This is a genomic window from Candidatus Thermoplasmatota archaeon (assembly GCA_035540375.1).
In the GTDB taxonomy this organism is placed as follows: Archaea; Thermoplasmatota; SW-10-69-26; order JACQPN01; family JAJPHT01; genus DATLGO01.
Window position 1 is genome coordinate 1 of record DATLGO010000095.1, and the last position, 19,359, is coordinate 19,359.

At 70.8% G+C, this 19,359-nt stretch carries 23 protein-coding genes; 18 read left to right on the top strand and 5 right to left on the bottom strand.

The features are described from left to right. The 3 genes from VM889_10905 to VM889_10915 form a co-directional block, all read left to right on the top strand. Window positions 1-499 (top strand): hypothetical protein (locus VM889_10905; protein HVL49056.1); only part of this gene is annotated, 499 nt, incomplete at its 5' end. 71 nt (window positions 500-570) lie between these two features. Next, window positions 571-2,334, top strand: coding sequence for a hypothetical protein (locus tag VM889_10910; protein ID HVL49057.1), 1,764 nt, complete (start codon window positions 571-573; stop codon window positions 2,332-2,334). Window positions 2,335-2,376: 42 nt separating this feature from the next. Further along, entirely contained in the window at window positions 2,377-3,237 is an 861-nt protein-coding gene (locus VM889_10915; protein HVL49058.1) for a hypothetical protein, read from the top strand. On the opposite strand, the gene VM889_10920 is transcribed toward VM889_10915, so the two are convergent. The 3 genes from VM889_10920 to VM889_10930 are packed head-to-tail and all read right to left on the bottom strand — an operon-like array spanning window position 3,176 to window position 6,475. Then, window positions 3,176-5,089: a glycoside hydrolase family 15 protein gene (locus tag VM889_10920; protein HVL49059.1), complete on the bottom strand. Its 1,914-nt coding sequence runs from the start codon at window positions 5,087-5,089 to the stop codon at window positions 3,176-3,178. The two genes, VM889_10915 and VM889_10920, sit on opposite strands and share 62 nt — an antisense overlap. Window positions 5,090-5,136: 47 nt before the next feature. Further along, window positions 5,137-6,186, bottom strand: a complete 1,050-nt coding sequence (locus VM889_10925; GenBank protein HVL49060.1) for a lysylphosphatidylglycerol synthase transmembrane domain-containing protein — start codon at window positions 6,184-6,186, stop codon at window positions 5,137-5,139. 13 nt (window positions 6,187-6,199) lie between these two features. Then, complete coding sequence (locus VM889_10930; GenBank protein ID HVL49061.1) at window positions 6,200-6,475, bottom strand: protein translocase SEC61 complex subunit gamma; 276 nt, start codon at window positions 6,473-6,475, stop codon at window positions 6,200-6,202. 292 nt (window positions 6,476-6,767) lie between these two features. Between VM889_10930 and secY the strand changes: the two genes are divergently transcribed. From secY to VM889_10950, 4 genes are all read left to right on the top strand, one after another. Continuing rightward, window positions 6,768-8,357, top strand: a complete 1,590-nt coding sequence (gene secY / locus VM889_10935) for a preprotein translocase subunit SecY (protein ID HVL49062.1) — start codon at window positions 6,768-6,770, stop codon at window positions 8,355-8,357. Between the two features lie 88 nt (window positions 8,358-8,445). Further along, window positions 8,446-8,697, top strand: a complete 252-nt coding sequence (locus tag VM889_10940; GenBank protein HVL49063.1) for a thioredoxin family protein — start codon at window positions 8,446-8,448, stop codon at window positions 8,695-8,697. A 30-nt stretch (window positions 8,698-8,727) separates the two neighbouring features. Next, window positions 8,728-9,531, top strand: a complete 804-nt coding sequence (locus tag VM889_10945) for a DUF3179 domain-containing (seleno)protein (GenBank protein HVL49064.1) — start codon at window positions 8,728-8,730, stop codon at window positions 9,529-9,531. 46 nt (window positions 9,532-9,577) lie between these two features. After that, complete coding sequence (locus VM889_10950) at window positions 9,578-10,705, top strand: hypothetical protein (protein ID HVL49065.1); 1,128 nt, start codon at window positions 9,578-9,580, stop codon at window positions 10,703-10,705. On the opposite strand, the gene VM889_10955 is transcribed toward VM889_10950, so the two are convergent. Beyond that, window positions 10,706-11,173: a hypothetical protein gene (locus VM889_10955; protein HVL49066.1), complete on the bottom strand. Its 468-nt coding sequence runs from the start codon at window positions 11,171-11,173 to the stop codon at window positions 10,706-10,708. It lies immediately after the preceding gene. 184 nt (window positions 11,174-11,357) lie between these two features. Between VM889_10955 and VM889_10960 the strand changes: the two genes are divergently transcribed. The 6 genes from VM889_10960 (at window position 11,358) to VM889_10985 (ending at window position 14,652) form a co-directional block, all read left to right on the top strand. After that, window positions 11,358-11,768, top strand: coding sequence for a DUF61 family protein (locus VM889_10960; protein ID HVL49067.1), 411 nt, complete (start codon window positions 11,358-11,360; stop codon window positions 11,766-11,768). Between the two features lie 68 nt (window positions 11,769-11,836). After that, the gene (xseA, locus tag VM889_10965; GenBank protein ID HVL49068.1) at window positions 11,837-13,054 is read left to right on the top strand and encodes an exodeoxyribonuclease VII large subunit; all 1,218 of its coding nucleotides are present in this window, start codon (window positions 11,837-11,839) and stop codon (window positions 13,052-13,054) included. Beyond that, window positions 13,051-13,269, top strand: coding sequence for an exodeoxyribonuclease VII small subunit (xseB, locus tag VM889_10970; protein ID HVL49069.1), 219 nt, complete (start codon window positions 13,051-13,053; stop codon window positions 13,267-13,269). The genes xseA and xseB overlap by 4 nt, the downstream gene beginning before the upstream one ends. Before the next feature lie 56 nt (window positions 13,270-13,325). Then, window positions 13,326-13,982 (top strand): hypothetical protein, encoded by a 657-nt coding sequence (locus VM889_10975; protein HVL49070.1) that lies wholly within the window; start codon window positions 13,326-13,328, stop codon window positions 13,980-13,982. Window positions 13,983-14,015: 33 nt separating this feature from the next. Beyond that, complete coding sequence (locus tag VM889_10980) at window positions 14,016-14,237, top strand: hypothetical protein (GenBank protein HVL49071.1); 222 nt, start codon at window positions 14,016-14,018, stop codon at window positions 14,235-14,237. Window positions 14,238-14,262: 25 nt separating this feature from the next. After that, on the top strand, window positions 14,263-14,652 hold the full coding sequence (locus tag VM889_10985; GenBank protein HVL49072.1) for a PaaI family thioesterase: 390 nt from the start codon (window positions 14,263-14,265) through the stop codon (window positions 14,650-14,652). A 40-nt stretch (window positions 14,653-14,692) separates the two neighbouring features. On the opposite strand, the gene VM889_10990 is transcribed toward VM889_10985, so the two are convergent. After that, a complete protein-coding gene (locus VM889_10990) occupies window positions 14,693-16,279 on the bottom strand; it encodes a PKD domain-containing protein (protein HVL49073.1) in 1,587 nt (528 codons plus the stop codon). Between the two features lie 126 nt (window positions 16,280-16,405). Between VM889_10990 and VM889_10995 the strand changes: the two genes are divergently transcribed. The 5 genes from VM889_10995 to VM889_11015 form a co-directional block, all read left to right on the top strand. Continuing rightward, window positions 16,406-16,792 (top strand): translation initiation factor IF-5A, encoded by a 387-nt coding sequence (locus VM889_10995; protein HVL49074.1) that lies wholly within the window; start codon window positions 16,406-16,408, stop codon window positions 16,790-16,792. 10 nt (window positions 16,793-16,802) lie between these two features. After that, entirely contained in the window at window positions 16,803-17,642 is an 840-nt protein-coding gene (gene pyrF / locus VM889_11000) for an orotidine-5'-phosphate decarboxylase (GenBank protein ID HVL49075.1), read from the top strand. A gap of 25 nt (window positions 17,643-17,667) precedes the next feature. Beyond that, window positions 17,668-17,991 (top strand): hypothetical protein, encoded by a 324-nt coding sequence (locus VM889_11005; protein HVL49076.1) that lies wholly within the window; start codon window positions 17,668-17,670, stop codon window positions 17,989-17,991. A 66-nt stretch (window positions 17,992-18,057) separates the two neighbouring features. After that, complete coding sequence (locus tag VM889_11010) at window positions 18,058-19,068, top strand: presenilin family intramembrane aspartyl protease PSH (GenBank protein ID HVL49077.1); 1,011 nt, start codon at window positions 18,058-18,060, stop codon at window positions 19,066-19,068. Between the two features lies 1 nt (window position 19,069). Continuing rightward, the coding region (locus tag VM889_11015; GenBank protein ID HVL49078.1) for a hypothetical protein at window positions 19,070-19,359 on the top strand (290 nt) is incomplete at its 3' end.

Below are 19,359 nucleotides of genomic sequence, written 5' to 3' on the forward strand. Positions count from 1 at the left end.
GTACTACAACGCCGTTCTCTACGGCGTCTTCGCCGCCGTGAACAAGAGCTTCGGATCCTACGGCTCGAGCGTCGTGAAGAACGCGAGCCTGCGCATCCTCGAGTACGCCGTGAAGTGCGGCTGGAGCGTCCCGCCGAAGAGCAAGGACCCGCTCAAGGCGCTGCGCGAGTTCTTCGACCACTTCGCCGCGCTCGGCTATGCGGAATCCGTCACGTTCACGCGCAAGGGGGAGGACGTCGTCTGCGAGGTCAAAGGCCTCCGGCAGTGGAACTCCGTCGCCGAGCTGCGCGACCTCCACTACCCGACGCTCCCCATCTTCCTCGTGGAGCTGGTCACGGCCTTCCTCGACCAATTCTTCAAGATGACCGTCGCCGCGGAGCCCCTCCAGGTGGACGAGGAGAAGCGGTCGCTCTCCTTCAAGTTCAGCTACCGCTCCAAGTTCGAGTCGGTGGCGCCGCTCGCGATCCCCGAATCGCGGCCGCTCGAACTCGACGAGTGAATGTCGCCCCGTCCAGGGACGGGGTGAGTGTGAAGGCGCACCAGGGAACCTTCCCCTGAGGGAGGCCCAACGTGTCGTTCTCAGCGTTTCGTCTGCTCCTTGTCCTCGTCGTTCCCTCGGTTGCCCTATCCGGGTGCCTCGTCGGGGGCTACACGTACGACTACCACGTGAGCTTCGAGACAGAGGAGACCAACCGCATCGACCTCGATGCCGCGGGGCAGACGAACTGCGTGGACGCGGCGCAGAACAACGAACCCCACGTCGCGTGTCCCCTCGAACGCGCGGCGGCCGTGTGGGAATACCCCGCGCTCGGCATTCTCATCCTCGACGCCTTCCACCTCAGCGCCATTCCTGCGGAGGGCGCGAGCCAAGGGGGCCAGCGCAGGCCGACCGACGCCTCGCCGGACGCCTTCGTCGACGACTTCGAGCAGGGGAGCAATCTGCATCGCGCGACGGGCGGCCTCGCGCCGAACGTGATCTGGCCCGGCCCGGGCTACATCGGCGCGCTCCTCGGACACTGGGACAACCAGGACCTCGACGGCGACGTGGACCTTCGCATCGGCCACAACGAATCGAGAAGCGGCGCGCCCTATTGGGGCCACCAGATCCTCGTCACGAACGAGTGGGCCGGTCAAGAGGGCTCCGAGGTCGTCGCCTACATCGAGCCCGGCGACCACCCTCAGGCGACCGCCCGCGTGCGCCCCGACGCCTACTCGCCGGACGTGCGCTTCACGCCGGTCTACTACCGGGGCGGATCGCCATTTCTCCTTCTGTACCGCAGCGAAGGCATCAACCCCATCGTATTCCTGGACGGCTCCCTCGCGACGCCGATGACAATCACGACGGTCAGCGACGCCTTCCTCGCCCCCGATGCCCGGGGGCACACCGTCTACACGCCCAAGGAGCGCACGCGGGTCGATATCGACCGCTACGCCGCGCTCGCGCCGGGACCGCTCGAGCCCATATACAAGAACACCGTCGCGCCGGTCCTCGGCGCCATTGGCAGCCCGAGCCTCGGGTCCTGCCCCAACGGATGCAGGATCGCGCCGATCGCGGCGCCCGGCACCCCGCTCGCGCCGCTTCAGAAGTCCATGTGGGCGAACGACCCGCGCGAATGGGCCGAAGGGAGCGGGAACTCCGCGGCGGGCCGCCACCACGAGTTCGAGGTCGAATACCGCGCGTGGGTGGACCTCCTCCCGCGCTGGTCCGCGGCCATCCCCTCGAACGACGCCGTGCAGCCGCAGAACATGCCGCTCGTGCGCAACCCGGACGGGACCGCGACGGTGCCTCCCGGGCACTTCAACGTCGAAGTGTGGAGCGGCATCTGGAAGGACCTCGACGGCGACGGCTTCATCGGCACCGCATCCTCGCCCGATCCCTACGAGGAAGGTACGCGGCCGAACCCCGACAGCTACGAGCGCGCGCGGGGCGAGTTCTTCGGCATCCATCTCGGCGAAGCGGGGCAGAATCCTGAGCCGTTCTTCGTCGTCCTCGTCCCCGACACCCTTTGGGGGCCCGGCGTGCACCGCACCACGACCGGCGTCCCGCAGAACCGCAACGAGAGCGACGACACGGACTGCCCGGATCCCGTCCGGCCGCAGCGTTTTTGCACCTCGAAACTGGCGAACCCCGGCTCGACGCCCATTCGTCTCGAAGTCAGCGCGGAGACGGTCGTGAAGGGCTACCACAACACCCGTTTCACTGTCTTCTTCCCCGAGGGTTCGCCGGGCTTCACCGTGTGCACACCCGCGCTACCCGTCGTCTTCGACGGCTTCGGCATCCGTCTCGACGAGGACGTCTGGGACTGCGACCCCATCGCGAAGTGGCAGGGCTGACGCGGACCTTACCTTCATGACCCAAGAGCGCGAGTCGGGGGCGTGCGCGCCCCCGTCCTCGTCCTCGCGCTCGTCGCCGTCGCGGCGCTTGCGCCCGCGGCCGCCGCGGACCACGTCTACAGCCACCGCTACGTCGTCGCCGCGCGCGCCGTGGACGACCTCGGCCGGCCCGTGCCCAACACGCAGCTCGACCTCACCGTCGCGGGCTTCGAGCGCGACGTGTGCCGCGGCTTCACGCAGTTCACCACGGACGAGAACGGCGACTTCCTCCTCTGCATCCACCAGCACGCGATGCCGCGCGACGCCGAGATCGTGTTCGGCACGCCCGATGGCCCGCTGCGCTTCACGCCGGATCCCGACACGCGCCACACCTACGCCGCCGTCCGGCTCGCGGGCGCCGAGGGCGCGATCCCCGACGGCTGGGACCGCACGTTCGTCGTGACCGGCCGCCTCTGGCGCGAGACGGGTCCCATCATGCTCGACAACGTGCCCGTGAACGGCGAGGCGCTCCGCTTCGCGCCCGTGGACGTGACGCTCACCTTCCCCGACGGCCGCAAGGTCACGAAGAACGCGACGACGGACGGCTACGGCGACTACCGCGTGGCCTTCGACGTCGCGGCGCGGCCGAGCGTCACGACGCTCGTGAGCGCGCGATCGAGCGCGCTCAACGTCACCGCCGAGGCGCCCGCGGACGGCGCGTTCATGCGCGCGCACCTCGTGCTCGCGGAGATGCGGCCGACGCTCGACGACGACCGCCCGCCCGCAGACGACGGCTCGGTCGAGGACCCGCGCGGCGACGCGCCCGGGTCCCGGACGCCGACCGTTCCGGGGCCGGGGGCGCTCACGATCGCCGGGGCCGCTGCCCTCGCGATCGCGCTCGCGCGACGGCGCGCGCGGTCGTGACATATGTCGCGTGGCTCCACGTGAGCGGCGCCACGGAGAGGGGCGCGCCCGTCGTGGGGTGGAGCTGCTCCGCCATGACGCCGCTCGGGAGCGCGCGGTCCACGCACCAGCGCAGGTGTCCGATCGCCTCGTCGACGCGCCCCGTCGCCGCGAGCCACCGCGCGCGCCAGAGCGTGCAGATGAACCACGGGTTGCCCGGAAGCGACGCGGGCGAGCGCCGGTCGCGGTGGTACGCGTCGCCGACGTAGCGCGCGACGCCGCCCACGCGCGTCTTCACCCGCGTCGCGTCGAAGGCGCGCTCGAGGGTGCGCGCAAGGAGCGGGTCGTCGCTCGGGAGGACGTCGAAGAGGAGGAGCGCGACGAGGCTCGCGTCGGGTGTCGTGTCGAGGCCCTCGGGCGCGAGGCGGCGCGCAATCGTGCGCGTTTCCTCGTCGTAGAGGCGCTCGCGGAGCGCGTCGGAAAGGCGCGCGGCTTCGCGGGCCCACCGCGTCTCCTTGAGGAGCGCGGCCGCGGCGCGCAGGCCCCCGATGGCGGTCGCGACGGTGAACGCGTGGACGCCGTGCCGCTCCTCCCAGAGGTCCCACGACGGGCGCGAGAGGCCCTCGTCGTCGACCCACCCGGCGAGGAAGCGCGCCATCGCGCGGACCTTCGGCAGGGCCTCGCGTCGGAGGGTCGCGTCGCGCGCGAGGCGGCCGTGCTCCGCGAGCGCCCAGAGCGTGAGCGCGGTCTCGTCCTCCTGGATCGCGAGCGCGGGCTTCCCGTCGAGCACGCGCGGGTGCCACGTCGAGGCGATGCGGCCCGCGGGCGTGTACTTGTGCTCGAGCCAGCCCTCGTCATTGACGAGCGGCAGCACGAAGCGCAGATACCGCGCGCTCTCCGCGTGGAGGCCCGCCTCGTCGAGCGCATTCGCGACGAAGGCCGCGTCGCGGGGCCACACGTGCGCGTACGTGTCGCCGTTGAACGCGCGGATGTCGGCGTCGTTCGCCGCGAGGATGCCGCCCGCATGGTCGAGGTTCGTCGTCATCACGAGGAGGCTGCGGTCGTAGAGCCGGCGGACGTCGGCCGGAAGATGGCGGGGCGCGTCGTCCGCGCGCGCGAGGAGCGCCCGCCCCGCGCGCCGGGCGGCCGCGAGGAACGGGAGCGCGCCGCGGCGGCGGGCGAGCGCGTGGAGGCGCAGGGCGTCCTCGCGCGTCGAGGCCGCGGCGAGCCAGAAGTCGATCGTGCGCGCGCCCCCGTCGGCAGGGACGCGGAGGGCGCCGCCGACGACGCCATCGGCGCACCCGTGCGCGACGGGGTTGTTCGAAAGCCTCGCGTCCTCCGCGTCGCGCCAGGCGCTCTCGAAGCCGGGCCACTCGCGCCTTCCGCAGGCGTATTGCGGAAGCGCGAGCGAGACGCCGGCCGCGAACCAGCGGTCCTCGCGATAGTGCAGCATCGCCTCGGCGTCGGGGTCCCAGTAGACGGTGTTCTCGTGGTCGACGCCGCCGACGTGCAAATCGTGGTGCGCGAACGCGGAGAGCCGCCGGTCGCGCGGCGCGAGGTTCGCGAGCCGCACGCGGCGCGCGAAGACGTCGGCGCCCGGCGCGACCGTCTCGAGGATCGTCGCCTCGATCGCGAGGCGGGCGTGCCGGACCGTCGTCTTCGCGACGAGGGCGCCGGGCTCGTAGGCGCTCTCGACGCGCCATCCGGGACCGAGGGGCACCGCGCGGTTTTCAGAGCCGAGGAGGAGGTGCGAAACGTGCCCGTGGGTGTGGTTCTCCGAGCCCGTGTGGGGCCAGCAGACGTCGCGCAGGCGGTGGAACGCGTCGAAGTTGACGAGGAGGCGGCCGTTGCCGAGGGGCACGTCGCGCGGCACGGTTCCCCACGCGCGCTCGGCGAGGATAGCGTTTGCCCCTCGCGGGGTCAGCGGGCGGCCGCGGGCGTCCGTTCGAGGGCGCGGAACGCGAAGCCGCCCACGAGCACGGGGAGCCACAGCGCGAGGCCGCGATGGACGAGCACGACCGCGATCGCGATGGGAAGCGGCACGGCGAGGCCCGCGAACGTCGCGGCCATCGACGCGTCCACCACGCCGAGTCCACCGGGGATCGGGAGGATCTTGCCGAGGAAGACGCCGAGGGCGTAGCCCGCGACGAGGACGCCGGGGTGCACGGGGTGGCCGAAGGCGAGGAAGATGGCGTAGAGCGACGCGATCTCGAACGCCCACGCTGCGAGCGAGGCGGCGAAAGGCGAGGCGAGGTGCTTCCACTCCGCTTCGAGGAGCTTCACCGCGTCGACGACCTCCTCGACGAGGCTCGGCGCGTCGCTGCGCTTAAGCTTCAGGCGCTCCCGCAGCCGCGTGATCGGCTCGGCCCACGCGAGGAGCCGGTCCGGATCGGTGAGCACCGTGAACGTGACGAAGGCGAGGCCGAGGAAGAGGCCGAGGCCCATGCCGACGACGAGGAGGTGCTCGCGCGCGAGGCCTGCGCGCGTGGCGAGAAACGCGAGGCCGAGGAAGAAGATCACGAAGAACGACGCCCAGAACAGCACGAACTCGGCCGCGACCGCGAGGATCGCGCGCGGCCTCGCGAGGCCCATGCGCTCGAAATGGCGCGCTTCGTGGATCGCGCCCGCGAGGCCGCCCGTCGGGAAGAAGAGGTTCACGAACGGCAGCGACGCGCTGAGGAGCGCGAGGCGCCGGAACGGCAGGCGCGCGCCCACAAGGCGCGCGGCGCCGTCGAATGCGTAGGCCATCGCCAGGAAGAAGCCGGTCTGCAGGAAGGCCGCGAGAAGGATCCAGCGGAGGTCGCCGCGCGCGACGGCGCGGGCGATGTCCTCGAGCTCGCCCCGCGCGCCGATGAACGTGAGACCGCCCGCGACGAGGCCGACGAGCGCGAGAACGAGAAGAATCGCGCGGCGACCCGGTCGGCGGACCGGAGGCGGCGCTCGGGGCAGATCGGAATGCGGGGAGGACATCGGAGCGCCGCGCTCACATGCCGACGAGCTTGCCGACCTCGTTAAAGATGAGGTACATGACGAAGCCGATGGCGCCGACGAACACGATGCCGAGCGCGCCGACGATCATCGCCTTCCGGAACTCCTCCTTCGAGGGCTTGCGGGCCATGCGGAGGACGCGGCCGTACTTGCCGCGACCGAGCTGCGAGACGCGGGACTCGAGCTTCTCCTGGGCCTCCCACGCCTTGTCGACGAGCGAGCGCTCGTGCTGCGTGGTCGAGGAAGCGGTGGAAGCGTGGGCGGTGGACATGGTCCCGGACTCCGGTTCCGCCTCATGCCGCTGACCGTATAAGAGCATTATGATGGCGTCCCCGGTCCCGGGGCCGGGGTCGGGACGGGGGGCCGGGTCTCCCGAGGATTGCGAGAAAATCCCCGCGAAAACAAAGCGATCCGGTGCACCCTTCGGAAGCGCACGAACGGGAGCGAACCCACCTTGGAAGCGATTATATAGGCGTCGGGCCTTCAAGGCCGAAGACGCCCCAGGGACCGGTTCGGCAGGAGCCTTCCCAGCGGTGCGTCGGCCCCCTCTGGCCCAGGGAGGAATGCCACTGGTCGAAGAACGAAAAAGCTTGCTTTACAAGCTCGAACCCATCTCGAAGCGCTGGCCTGCGGTGACGAAACCGGAGGGGCACGTCCACTTCCGCTCGAAGCTCATGTGGAGCCTCGGGTCCCTTCTCGTCTACTTCGTCCTCGCCAACGTCTTCATCTACGGTCTCTCGCCGACCAACATCGACGCGTTCGCCGGCTTCCGGGCCATCCTCGCCGGCGCGTCGGGTTCGCTCGTGCACCTCGGCATCGGGCCCATCGTCACGGGCTCGATCATCATGCAGCTCTTCGCGGGCGCGAAGATCATCAAGCTCGATCTCACGAAGCCCGAGGACAAGGCCGTCTACCAGGGCGTCCAGAAGCTCCTCGTGCTCGTCATGATCTTCGTCGAGTCGATCCCGCAGGTGTTCGGCTTCCTGCCGCCGGACGCCAACTTCGTCGCGAAGATCAACACCTACGAGGGCCCCCTCGCGAGCTTCTTCGTGGGCAACGGTGACGCCTGGGCCAAGACGGCCATCGTCGCCCAGCTCGCGGTCGGCTCGTACCTCGTGTTCCTCATGGACGAGGTCGTCTCGAAGTGGGGTCTCGGCTCCGGTATCTCGCTCTTCATCGCGGCCGGCGTCTCGCAGGCGCTCTTCACGGGTCTCGTCAACTGGATCCCCCAGTCCGAGGGCGCGTGGAGCATCGCCAACCCGCCGACGGGCGTCCTTCCGAAGACGTTCTACCTCCTGAACGAGTTCTCGACCGCGCAGCTCATCGGAGGGGGTGGGTTCGAGCGCATCCTGCTCGCCCCGCCGAACCCGATCATCGCGCTCGTCGCGACGATCATCACGTTCATGATCGTCGTGTACGTCGAAAGCTCGCGCGTCGAGCTTCCGCTCGCGCACGGCAAGGTTCGCGGCGCGCGCGGTCGCTACCCGATCCGCCTGCTCTACGCCTCGAACATCCCGGTCATCCTCGCGGGCGCCCTGCTCGCGAACGTGAACCTGATCGGCCTCCTGCTCTGGCACGGCGGTCCGCTCCAGAATCTGCCGTTCATCGGCAAGCAGGAGTGGGTCGGCGGCTACCAACCCGGCACGACGACCGCCATCAGCGGCATTGCGTACTACCTGAGCGTCCCCGCGGGCGTCCAGGATTGGTTGCTCCCGTTCCTGTCGCCGCAATACGGCGGCGTGCTGCTCTATCGGGAATCGTGGCAGATCATCCTCCACATCCTGATGTACGCCGCGTTCATGATCGGCGGCTCGATCCTGTTCGCCGTGTTCTGGATCGAGACCACGAACATGGGTCCCGAGAAGGTCGCGAGCCAGATCGAGAAGTCGGGCATGCAGATCCCCGGCTTCCGGCGCGATCCGCGCGTCACGGGCAAGATCCTCGAGCGGTACATCCCGGTGGTGACCGTCATCGGCGGCGCAGCCATCGGAGCGCTCGCGGTCTTTGCCGACCTGCTGGGCACAGTCGGCAACGCAGGCGGCACGGGCGTGCTGCTCACGGTCGGTATCTTCCAGCGCCTCTACGAGCAGATCGCGAAGGAGCAGGCGATGGAGATGCACCCGGTCCTCCGCGGCTTCTTCGGTGAGAGGTAAGCGGACATAGACCCCCGGAGCCCCGCAAGGGGCTCCGGCTCCCTTCCTTCCGGAAACACATTAGCATGGGCTCCGCCTCAGCTTGGCCATGCGCGTGGAGATCCTGTATGCCCACGATTGCGGGCACTGCGTGCGGGCGGCCGAGCGGGTTGTGACGATGGCGCACGAGTGGCCGTCCATCGAGGCGCTCAAGGTGGACATCACCGACACGCCCGAGACCGCGCTCGCGCACGGCTACGAGACGTGTCCGCTCCTTGTCGTTGACGGGAAGGTCGCCTACGTCGGGGTTCCCACGCACGCGTTCCTCGCGGACCTCGCCTCGCACGCGACGGCCCCTTAACTTCAAGGGTCTCGGAGGCGTGCCGAGCGCGTGCGTTACGGAGAGGAATTGGACGCGCCCGTCGTGCGCCTCGTCCCAAGCGGCACGATTCCCGCGCTCACGAAGGTCGCCCTCGCCGAGGCGACCGCAGTTCCCGCGGACGAACCCGTCGTCGGCGTCGTCCGGGCGGGCGAGGCGCGCGCTTACCCGCTCCGCCACCTCGCGCGCCACGAATGTGTGAACGACGTCCTCGGCGGCGCGCCCGCGCTCGTGGTTTTCGCGCCGTTCGCCGACCTCGCGGTCGCGTACGCTCGCGACGGCACCTTCGCGTCCTCGGGCGCGCTCTTCAAGAACACGCCGGTCCTCGAGGACCGCGAAACGGGCTCGCATTGGATCCTGTACCCCAACGTCGCGTTCGCGGGCCCGCGGGCGGGGGCGCGCCTCCCGGATCTCGAGGCGCGCCGTTCGACATGGGGCGCATGGCGCCGCGCGCATCCCGGCTCGACGCTCATGGCCGCCCCCGACCCCGAGGCCGAGGACGGCACGGCGTTCTGGAACCGTTATGCGGCGGTCGCCCGGACGGCCGTGCCCGTGACGCATGAAGACGATCGTCTCCCCCCGAAGACGAGGGTCGCGGGCCTCCTCTGGAAGGGCGAGACCGCGGCCGTGCCCCTCGCGGGCCTCGAGGACGAAGACGCCGAATTCACGATCCCGAACCTCGGCCCTGACGACGTGGTGCTTGCGCGCCGGGGCGGCATCCTCGAAGCCCGGACCGCCCGCGGCCGCGGCATCCCCGTCCGCGAGGCCTTCTGGTGCGTTTGGGCCGACCTCTTCCCGGAGACCCGGCTCGCCTGAGCGTCGGGTCCGCCAAGTTCTTGATCCGTCCATTCGTTCGACCGGCGTGGACTGGGCTCCAATCGTCGGCGGCATCGCCCTCCTTTTCGTGTGGTTGCTCGCGGGCTTCGTCTTCGCGAACGGGCGCGCCAGCCGCGCGGCGCGGATCCTCGCGGGCCTCCTCGTGCTTGAAGGCCTGTTCCTCCTTCATGTGCCGATGATCGCGGTCGATCCGGTCGCCCATCCGTGGACGCTCTCCATCGTCCCGGTGAGCTTCTTTGTCTCGCTCACGGCGATGCCCTGGCTCTATCTCCTCTTCCTCGGCACCCTCGACACGCCCGCGACGCGGCTCCTGCGTCCTCGTCCCGCACGACGCGCCGTCGCGGCCCTCGCGGTCGTTGTGCCTGCCGCGACGCTCTACCTCGCGCGCGACGCGATCCTGGATCCGGCCGTCGAGACCGACGCGCCGAGCTGGTTCTTCTTCGCGGCCGCTGTCACCTTTCTCGCTACGCTGCTGTACGCCCTCGTGGCGACCGTGCTCGCGTGGCGCGCCTCGCCGCCCGGCACGCCCGCGCGCGCCCGTGCGGGAGCCTACGCGCTCGCCTTCCTCTCGCGCGACGTGTTTTACGCGTCCGCCACCGCGTTCGCGATCACGGGCGCCGGGATCGCCGCCATCGGCCTCGACGCCGACCGCGCCCCGCCGATGATCCTCGCGGTCGGGGGTTTTCTCTACGCGAGCTTCCTCGCGTACGGCATCCTTCGAAGCCACCTATTCGACCTCGAGATCAAGCTCAAGCTCGGGCTTCGGCGCAGCACGGTCGCGACCGTCTTTCTCGTGGTCTTCTTCGTGGGTTTCAAGCTAGCTGAGAGCTATGCGAGTCGCGAGCACGGCTGGATCTTCGGCGCGCTCTGCGCTGGGCTCCTCCTCTTCGCGGCGCCCCGCGTGAACAAGCTCGCGGACAAGGTCGCCGACACGGCGATGCCGAAGGTGCAGACGACGCCGGCTTACGTGACGTTCAAGAAGCTCGAGGTCTATCGCGCGGCGGTCGAGAGCGCCCACGAATCGGGCGGAGTGAATGCGAAGGACAAGCAGGCCCTCGAGCGCCTCCGCGCGAAGCTCGGGCTCGAGAAGGGCGACACGAACGAGATCGAGCGCGAGGTCACGGGCGCGCCCCTCGAGACCGTCGTCGCGTGATCAGTTGCGGATCTTCATCTCGCAGGTCCAGCAGAGCTTCGCGCTCGCGCCGTCCGCCTCGTCGAGGCTGCGCGGCAGGCGCATCGCGCAGTCGTTCTCGCAGTGTCGAAGGCCGAGCACGTGGCCGACCTCGTGGATGGCCTCGCGATCGACGTGCCCCTGCGTGGGAAGCACGAGCGTGGAGACGACGGCGCCGCGCTGCTCGCGCGCGAGGCCGGGCACGGTCGCGCCGCGCTGCGTCGCGAGTTCCGCCTCGACGAACCAGAGGCCGGCCGTGTCGCCGCCGAGGCGGTCGAGGAGCGCGTCCGCGAAGCTTGCGCCGCGGAAGCGGTCTGTCGCGTCGGGCGGGATCGGCCGCTCGGCGGGCGGCAGGCCCACGAGGACGCGGCCCGCGAAGGCCTTGCGCACGGCTTCGGCGGCGCGCGTCGCGCGCGTCCGGGTCTCGCCGTCCCCCGTGTAATAGATCATGAGCCGCACGCCGTCGCCTCCTCATTGAACGGATGGCCGCTCTGTTCGCCCATCACTCCTCACGGCTGGGACTCAGGAAAGGATTCCTCGTCATTGCGGCCGGGGGTGATTCCGTCGTTCCCTGGATAAGCCTTCTGAAGGGGCGCTCCGCAGGCTCAAGTGCGGGAACGACCCATCCGGCAGCGTGGAACGGGGCGCCCTCGACAAGTGGTTCGCGCTCGAATACGCGACGCTCCAGCGCGCCCTCGTCCGCGAGCCCCGTCCGATCGGCGACCTGCTCGACGAGGCTACGCCGTCGGCGACGACGCGGAGCGGGGAACCCCACCGGTTCGCGCGCCCGGAGATCGAGCGCCTCGCATCGGGCCTCGACGCGCTCGGGCGCCGGCGCCTCAAGCTCCCGATCTTCCTGTACGTTGACGGCGAGAGCATGGAATCGGCCGCGGTGCGCGACGAGACGGCCGCGCGCGCCCTCCAGGCGGCGGGCGTCGCGCCCCAGGCCCTCTCGTTCCGGATGGGGGCGCTGTGGCTCTCCCTCCCGCTCGCCTACGAGCTGAACCGCGCGCTTCCGACGACGACGCAGTTCGTCTTCCTTTGAAGGGATGTTCGACAGTTTCGGCCGCACCATCCGAAGCGTGATAAGGGGCCGCTCCCCTGGCGGCTGCGATGGCGCCTTCCCGCAAGGTCTCCCGGCTCCCCGTCGAGTTCGAGGAGCCGGCGGCCTCCGCCCCGGCCGCGGTCGCGGAAGGGCCGAAGGGCGTGGGCGTCACGGAAGCCGTCCGCCTCATCACGGACACGCTCCGCAAGAATCCCGCGCTCTCCGACATGTGGGTGCGCGGCGAGGTCGGCGACTTCACGGCGGCGCGCTCGGGCCACTGGTACTTCACGCTCAAGGACGCGACGAGCGCGATCGCGTGCGTCATGTGGTCCACCGCGAACGCGCGCGTGCGCTTCCCCGTGAAGACGGGCATGAAGCTCCTCGTGCGCGCGTCGGTCGCCGTCTACCAGGACCAGGGCAAGCTGCAGCTCAAGGTCGAGGAGCTGGTCGCCGAAGGCATCGGCGACCTCGCCGCGCGCTTCGAGGAGCTGAAGCGCAGGCTCGACGCCGAAGGACTCTTCCGCGGCGACCGCAAGCGGACGCTTCCCGAGTTCCCGCTCGTGGTCGGCGTCGTCACGAGCGGATCGGGCGCCGTGTGGCATGACATCCGGAAGGTCGCGCGCCGACGCTGGCCGGGCGTCTCGCTTCTCCTCGCGCCCGTGCGGGTGCAAGGCGATGGCGCCGCGGAGGAGATCGCCGACGCGATCGCGCGCATGAACGCCGCGGGCCGAGCGGACGTCCTCATCGTCGGTCGTGGCGGCGGGAGCCTCGAGGACCTTTGGGCCTTCAACGAGGAGGTCGTCGTGCGGGCGGTCGTCGCAAGCCGGATCCCCGTCGTCTCCGCGGTCGGCCACGAGACCGACTTCACGCTCTGCGATTTCGCGGCGGACCTCCGCGCGCCCACGCCCTCGGCCGCGGCCGAGACGTGCGTCCCCGACATCGTCACCGTCATCGCCTCGGTCGAGGCGGCCGAGGAGCGCCTGAGGCAGGCGCTCGCGAACGCGGCGGAGCGCGCGCGGCAGCGCCTCGACGAGGCCGAAACCTCGCTCGCGAAGGCCGCGAGGCGCGTCGTCGAACGCGGCCGCGCCGCGGTCGCGGAGCGGGCCGCGAGCCTCGACGCGCTCTCGCCCCTCGCGACGCTCGCGCGCGGCTACGCGGTCGCGATCGGCCCCGACGGACGGGCGCTCCGCGACGCGGCGGCCGTCCGCGAGGGCGACGCCGTTTCCGTGCGGCTCGCGAGGGGGCGTCTCACGGCGCGCGTCGAAAGAAAGGAGGATTCGCAATGACGAAGAAGCAAAACACGTTCGAGGAATCCCTGGCCGATCTGGACGAGCGCGTCGAGGCACTCGAAAGCGGCGACCTCGCCCTCGACGAGGCTCTCGCCGCCTTCGAGGAGGGCGTGAAGCTGGTCGCTCGCCTGCGCGCGGACCTCGCGCGCGTCGACGGTCGCATCGAGGAGCTGCTCGCGGACGGCGAGACGCGCTCGCTCACGCCCGAGTGACGGTCGCCGCCGAACGATTCCACAAACCGAATGCACGGGTGCGCCGATCCGGTTCCATGCGCGCCCTCGCCCTCGCGGCCGTCCTCCTTGCCGCGGGCTGTCTGGGTCTCGAGCGCGAGCCGCTGGACAATCTCCCGTCGCGGCTCGACCACGACGACGAGCCGCCCGTGCCCGCGGGCGCCGCGGAGGACGGGCCGCGCCGGCTCGGCCGCTGCTTCAAGCACGCGGCGACCGTCTTCGTCGGCCCCGACGCGACGTTCGACCTGCCCGCCAACGCCTCGTTCGCGGCGGCCCGCGCCGAAGCGTGGACGAACGCCACGCTCGCGATCGTTACCGCTTCGCCGGGGCACGCCCCCGTGCGCGTGAACGCCACGCCGCTCGTCCTTCGCGAGAACGGAACCGCTCGGCTCGCGTTCCGCGGCGGTCAAGGAGACGAAGGCCACAACTTCATCGAGGACATGGCCTACGGACGATGGTATCCGTGGAACGTCACCCTCGCGGTGGCCTCCGACGATCCCGCGCTCGACGACCTCGGCCGCGCGACGACGTTGTCGGGTTGGATCCTCGTCGCGGCGGGTGGCAAGCCCGGCCAATCGGACGATCGTATCCACGCGTACCTCGCGCGGGAACGCCTCGTCGAGGATCCGTTCCTCCGCGTCCCGATTCCGGGCGGGGACTTCTTCCTCACCGGGCGAGGCGTGTGCGCCGACTAAAACTTCATGAGGACGTCCGACCCCCTTGGAGGCATGAAGCGCGGCCGCCCCCACGCGAAGCTCAAGGAGCAGGCCTACCTTGCGCGCAAGGACGCGGAGGGCTACGGCCGGCCCTACGAGGCGATGCCGCTCGAGCCCGCGGAGCCGCGCGTTGCCGCCGCGAAGGACGCCGAGCCGCTCCCGCTCCTCGATGCCGTCGATCGCCGCTCCCGCCACGCGCTCAGGAAGGCGCTCGAGAGGCGGGACGCAGATTGAAATGCCGCCGCGCGCATCCGCGCGCGTGTCCCATCCTCCCCCGGGCGCGGGCCCGTTCTCGAAGCTCCTCGGCGTGACGGAGGTCCGCGCCCACGGCGACGGGCTCGAAGTCGCGCTCGAGGTGGACGAACGCCACCACAACGAAGGCGGCATCGTGCACGGCGGCGTCCAGATGGCGCTCCTCGACATGGCGATGGGCGGCGCCGTCGTGCGCACGCTCCTCCACGGCGAGTGGACGGCGACATCGAGCATGACGACGGACTTCATGCGCCCGGCGATCAAGGGTCGGCTCGTCGCGCGGGGCCGCGTCGAGCGCCGGGGGAAGCTCACGGCGTTCCCGGTCGGCGAGCTCCGCGACGCTTCGGGCGAGGTCGTCGCGCGCGCGACGGGCGTCTGGGCGATACGCACGGGTTAGCGGGTCTTCGAGCCGGGGATCGGCCGATCCCGGAACGTCGTCACTGATGCGCGACGATGACCCGCGTCGACCCCACGATGCGCACCGAATCGGTCCACGCGACCCACGCGCGACCGTCGGGGCCCACTGCGACGTCGATCGCGCCGAGGCGGAGGCGCGCGTTGTCGCAAAGCGACGCTTCGATGCAGGCGGGCCCGGTGTGCGCCGCTTCCGGGGCGACGCGCGCGGAGGAAAGCGCGACGCCGTCGACGATCTCCGTGAAGCGGATGGACCACGCGCCCTGCGACGCCGCGACGGGGGCGCCGGGCGTTTCGCTTTCGTACCATGCGACGACGGCGCGATCGCCCGTCGGCGCGACGGCGATCGCGGGCCGCGCGGCCGGGCCGGGGCCGCTCAGCGCGACGGCCGACGGCCAGGTCGCGCCGCCGTCGCGGCTTTGGAGGAGGCGGAGCTCGGACCCCTTGGAGGCGTTCGCCGCGACATAGGCGACGAATACGGCGCCGTCGGCGCGCGCCGCGAGCGCGGGCGGGCCGATCGGATCCCTCGCGTCGGCGACGGTGGCGTTCGTCCAGGTCTTGCCGCCGTCGGAGGACCGCGCGAGGCGGAGGGCACCGTCTCCGCTGCACACGAGCGTGAGCAGTTGGCTCGCCGAGAGCGCAACGAGGTCGCCGGGGGCGCACGACGACTGGAGAGGGAGCCCCTGGACGGGCAGCCAGGTCTTGCCGCCGTCGTTGCTCTCCGAGAACCAGCCATTGAACTGGGCGTCGAGGACGCGCGCGTGGAGGAGGTCCGCGGAGGCCGCGAGGGCGGGGGCGTCGATGGACGCGAGACCGGGAACCGGGGCGCTGCCGTCGGCGGCTGCGGCCGCGGTCCAGCGCGTCGCGGACGCGGCGGGGCCGTGCGTCTGAACGAGGACGGTGGCGCCGTCCGCGCGCTGGTGCACGGCGCCCGCGAGCGCAGGCGCGTGCGATTCGCCGGCGGGGGCGGGGAGCGACGCGAAAGCGATGCCGTCGGCGCTGCGCGCGACGAGCACGATGGGCGCGACGCTGTGGGCGACGGGCGGCAGCTCGCTCGGAACGCGCGCGAAGGAGGACAGCGAGACGGCAACGATGCCGTTGGCGCCGACCGAGAGCGTCGGTTCCGTGCCGACGACGTCGATGGGCATCACGCCGGGGAGGAACTGGCGGAGCGCGGGCCGCGCCGGCGGAGGCGGCGTCGCGTTCGTCGCAGGGGGCGGGGCGGCGCCCGCGGCCACGATGAGCACGCGCTCGGCGCTGCCGCGCGTGCCGTTCGCGGCCTTCGCGACCGCGGTCACGGTGTATCGGCCCGCCGCCTGGTACGTGTGCGAGGCCTCGCGCGTCTCGGCGAACGTGCCGTCGCCGAAGGACCATGAGAAGCCCACAGCCCCGGGCGCCTCAGCGACGAAGGCGACGCGCTCTCCCACGACGGGCGCGGCGGGCGTCGCGCGAAGGGTGACGGGCAGCGCGTAGGGGACGTCCGGGGGGCTCGTCGCGCTCGTCGGAGGCGTTCCGCCGCCGACGCTCGCGCCGGGCGCGGCGAACGGGGAGGCGCAGCCGGCGACGACGGTCATGGCGGCCACGGCGAGGAGAAGCCAACCGGACTTCATGCGGCGGGAGGCGCCCGGTCGGCTCAAAGGGTTTTTGGTCGTGTCTTTGCACGCTCGCCGCCGGGAAGGCCGCGAGGTCCATCACAAGCCATATAAAAGGGTCCCGCGATGCAACGGGCGGTATCCATGTCTGTGACGCAGGGCGAAGTCCGCCAACTCAAGGAGGGGCGGTATCTGGTGGTCGACGAGGAACCCTGCAAGATCCTGAGCATCACGACGTCGAAGCCGGGCAAGCACGGCGCGGCGAAGGCGAGGATCGACGTCGTCGGCATCTTCGACGGCGTCAAGCGGTCGGTCACGATGCCGACCTCGGACAAGTGCAAGATCCCGATGATCGACAAGCGCAACGCGCAGGTCATCAACATCCGGGAGGGCATCGCCCAGCTCATGGACAACGCCACCTACGAGACCTTCGAGCTCCCGATCCCCGACGAGCTCAAGGGCGAGATCGAGGTCGGCAAGGACACCATGTACTTCGAGGCCATGGGCCGCAAGATGCTCGGGCGCTCGTGAGCGTGTCCCGTTGACGGCGGCCGAGGGCTTCCGGGCCCGACTCGCGGCGTCCGCGGCCCGCCGACGTTCCTGGCTCTGCCTCGGGCTCGACCCCGAATGGGGCCGGCTTTCTCCCGACCTGCGCGCGCTCGGCCCCGCCGAGGCGCTCTATCGTTTCTCGCGCGACGCGATCGACGCCACGGCCGACGCCGTGTCGTCCGTGAAGCCCCAGAGCGCATTCTTCGAAGAGCATGGGGCGGAGGGTTTCGACGCGCTCCGCCGCGTCATCGCCCACGCCCGCTCCAAGGGGCTACCCGTCATCCTCGACGCGAAGCGAGGCGACATCGGCAACACCGCGAAAGCCTACGCGCGCGCGGCGTTCGACCATCTCGGCGCGGACGCGGTGACGGTGAATCCGTACATGGGCCGGGATTCGGTCGACCCCTTCGCCGCCTACGCAGAGAAAGGCGTGTTCGTCCTCTGCCGCACCTCGAACCCCGCAGGCGACGCCCTTCAGGGCCTCGCGCTCGCGGAGGGGGGCCGGCTCTTCGAGCGCACCGCGCGGCTCGTCGCCGAGTGGGACGCGCGCGGCAACCTCGGGGTCGTCGTCGGCGCGACCTACCCCGACGAGCTCGCCCGCGTCCGGGCCCTCCTGGGCGAGGACGCGCCCATCCTCGTGCCGGGGGTCGGCGCCCAGGGCGGATCGCCCGCCGACGCGCTCAAGGGCGCGAACGCGCGCGGCGCGAACGCGCTCGTCGTCGCGGCGCGCGCCATCCTCTACGCCGGGGCCGGGTCCCCCGCCGACCAGAAGGCGGCGGCGCACGCCCTCCGCGACGCCCTCGCTTCGGCCTCGAAGGGGCATCAGGCTTAAGCGGGAGATTCGCTTTGGGCGCCCCATGACGACGCCCGACGCGAAGGCCGCGGAGGAGCGCGCGAAGAAGCTCGAGGAGCGCCGCGTGAACACGGAGCGCTTCGGCGAGGAGATCGCCGCCCTCGAAAAGACTCCGATTCCCGACGCATGGGGTTTCCCGGAGATCAGCGCCGAGCACACGCGCCTGCGCACGAAGATCATGGAGATGCAGCAGCTCGTCATCCGCGGCCGCTTCGACATCCCGAAGTCGCAGGAGTACGAGCGCCGCCTCGTGGCCCGCATCCACCAGCTCGAGGAGCGCGCCCGTTCGATGCAGACGGGCCGACACGTGCCGAAGCCCGGCGAATGAGGCGTCCGGGAATCCGCCCCGCGTTCCGGACCCGCTAAATAGCCCGGCCCCTTTCAGGAACCGACCATGTCCGAACCGGCGCAAGCCCCCGAGCGGCCGCCCCCGACCCCGACGCGCAAGGACTATTTCGCGGTCCTCGCGATGGCGGTCCTCTTCCTCCTGAGCATCGGCCTCGCGATGGCCGTCGCCCCGACGTACGACGCGCAAGGCCTGTACGCATTCCCCGAGGAGGAGCGCGAGTCCGTCGCGAACCCGCTCATCTACCTCGGCATCGTCGTCGCGTTCACGCTCGTCATCCTGCTCATCGCGAAACTGAAGCTCAAGCGCCTCATCCAGTACATCATCCTCGGCGCCGTGTTCATGACGATCTTCATCACGACCTTCCCGCTCTTCGTGGAGATCGCGCCCGGGGTGAATCCCGACGGGCTCACGGCGCTGAGCATCGCGCTTGCGGCCGTCCTTGTCGCGCTGCTCTACTTCTATCCCGAGTGGTACGTCATCGACACCGTCGGCGTCGTCGTCGCCGGCGGTTCCGCGGCGATCTTCGGCATCTCCTTCGGCCTTCTTCCGAGCCTCGTGCTGCTCACAGGCTTCGCCATCTACGACGCGATCGCCGTGTACCGGACGAAGCACATGCTCGACCTCGCCGACTCGGTGCTCGAGCTGCGCCTCCCCATCATGTTCGTCGTGCCCAAGGAGCGCGGATATTCGTTCCTGAAGGAGGAGAAGCGCATCCAGGACCGCGTGGAGGATCCCGAAGGCCGGGACGCGATGTTCATGGGGCTCGGCGACGCGGTCATCCCGGCCGTTCTCGTCGTCTCCGCGCTCACCTTCCTCGGGACCTACACGGCGAGCTCGTCGAGCGTGCTCGGCCTCGCGCCGCCTCTCGCCGTCGCGCTCGCGACGCTCCTCGGGTCGCTCGTCGGCTACTTCGCGCTCATGCGCTTCGTGCTCCGCGGCAACCCGCAGGCGGGCCTTCCGCTCCTGAACGGGGGGGCCCTCGTCGGGTTCTTCGCGTCGCTCCTGCCGCTCTACGGTCTCGCGCCGCTCCTCGCCCCGCTCGGGCTCGGGGGATGAGATGGCCCGCGGCGTCGAGCCCCCCTCCGCGCCGGGCGAGGTCGTCGCCGGCGTCGATCTCTCGGGAAAGGTCGAGAATCCGAGCGTCCTCTGCGTGCTCGCGGACGGCAAGGTTTCGCTTCTTGAACGCTTCAACGCCGACGACGAGCTCGTCGCGCTGCTCGCGAAGCACCAGCCCTCGACCGTCGGCATCGACGCGCCGCTCACGCCGCCCCTCGGCGCGACGGGAACCTACGCGTTCCGCCTCGCCGACCTACGCGTGAGGAAAGCCGGTCTCCCCATCTTCCCGCC

What these genes read in the sequence shown, in the direction of transcription:
- VM889_10930 (HVL49061.1), bottom strand. Translation starts at nt 6,475, where the DNA reads ATGTCCACCGCCCACGCTTCCACCGCTTCCTCGACCACGCAGCACGAG.
- VM889_10940 (HVL49063.1), top strand. Translation starts at nt 8,446, where the DNA reads ATGCGCGTGGAGATCCTGTATGCCCACGATTGCGGGCACTGCGTGCGG.
- xseA (HVL49068.1), top strand. Translation starts at nt 11,837, where the DNA reads ATGGCGCCTTCCCGCAAGGTCTCCCGGCTCCCCGTCGAGTTCGAGGAG.
- VM889_10955 (HVL49066.1), bottom strand. Translation starts at nt 11,173, where the DNA reads ATGATCTATTACACGGGGGACGGCGAGACCCGGACGCGCGCGACGCGC.
- VM889_11010 (HVL49077.1), top strand. Translation starts at nt 18,058, where the DNA reads ATGTCCGAACCGGCGCAAGCCCCCGAGCGGCCGCCCCCGACCCCGACG.
- VM889_11005 (HVL49076.1), top strand. Translation starts at nt 17,668, where the DNA reads ATGACGACGCCCGACGCGAAGGCCGCGGAGGAGCGCGCGAAGAAGCTC.
- VM889_10990 (HVL49073.1), bottom strand. Translation starts at nt 16,279, where the DNA reads ATGAAGTCCGGTTGGCTTCTCCTCGCCGTGGCCGCCATGACCGTCGTC.
- VM889_10925 (HVL49060.1), bottom strand. Translation starts at nt 6,186, where the DNA reads ATGTCCTCCCCGCATTCCGATCTGCCCCGAGCGCCGCCTCCGGTCCGC.
- secY (HVL49062.1), top strand. Translation starts at nt 6,768, where the DNA reads ATGCCACTGGTCGAAGAACGAAAAAGCTTGCTTTACAAGCTCGAACCC.
- VM889_10995 (HVL49074.1), top strand. Translation starts at nt 16,406, where the DNA reads ATGTCTGTGACGCAGGGCGAAGTCCGCCAACTCAAGGAGGGGCGGTAT.
- VM889_10975 (HVL49070.1), top strand. Translation starts at nt 13,326, where the DNA reads ATGCGCGCCCTCGCCCTCGCGGCCGTCCTCCTTGCCGCGGGCTGTCTG.
- VM889_10980 (HVL49071.1), top strand. Translation starts at nt 14,016, where the DNA reads ATGAAGCGCGGCCGCCCCCACGCGAAGCTCAAGGAGCAGGCCTACCTT.
- xseB (HVL49069.1), top strand. Translation starts at nt 13,051, where the DNA reads ATGACGAAGAAGCAAAACACGTTCGAGGAATCCCTGGCCGATCTGGAC.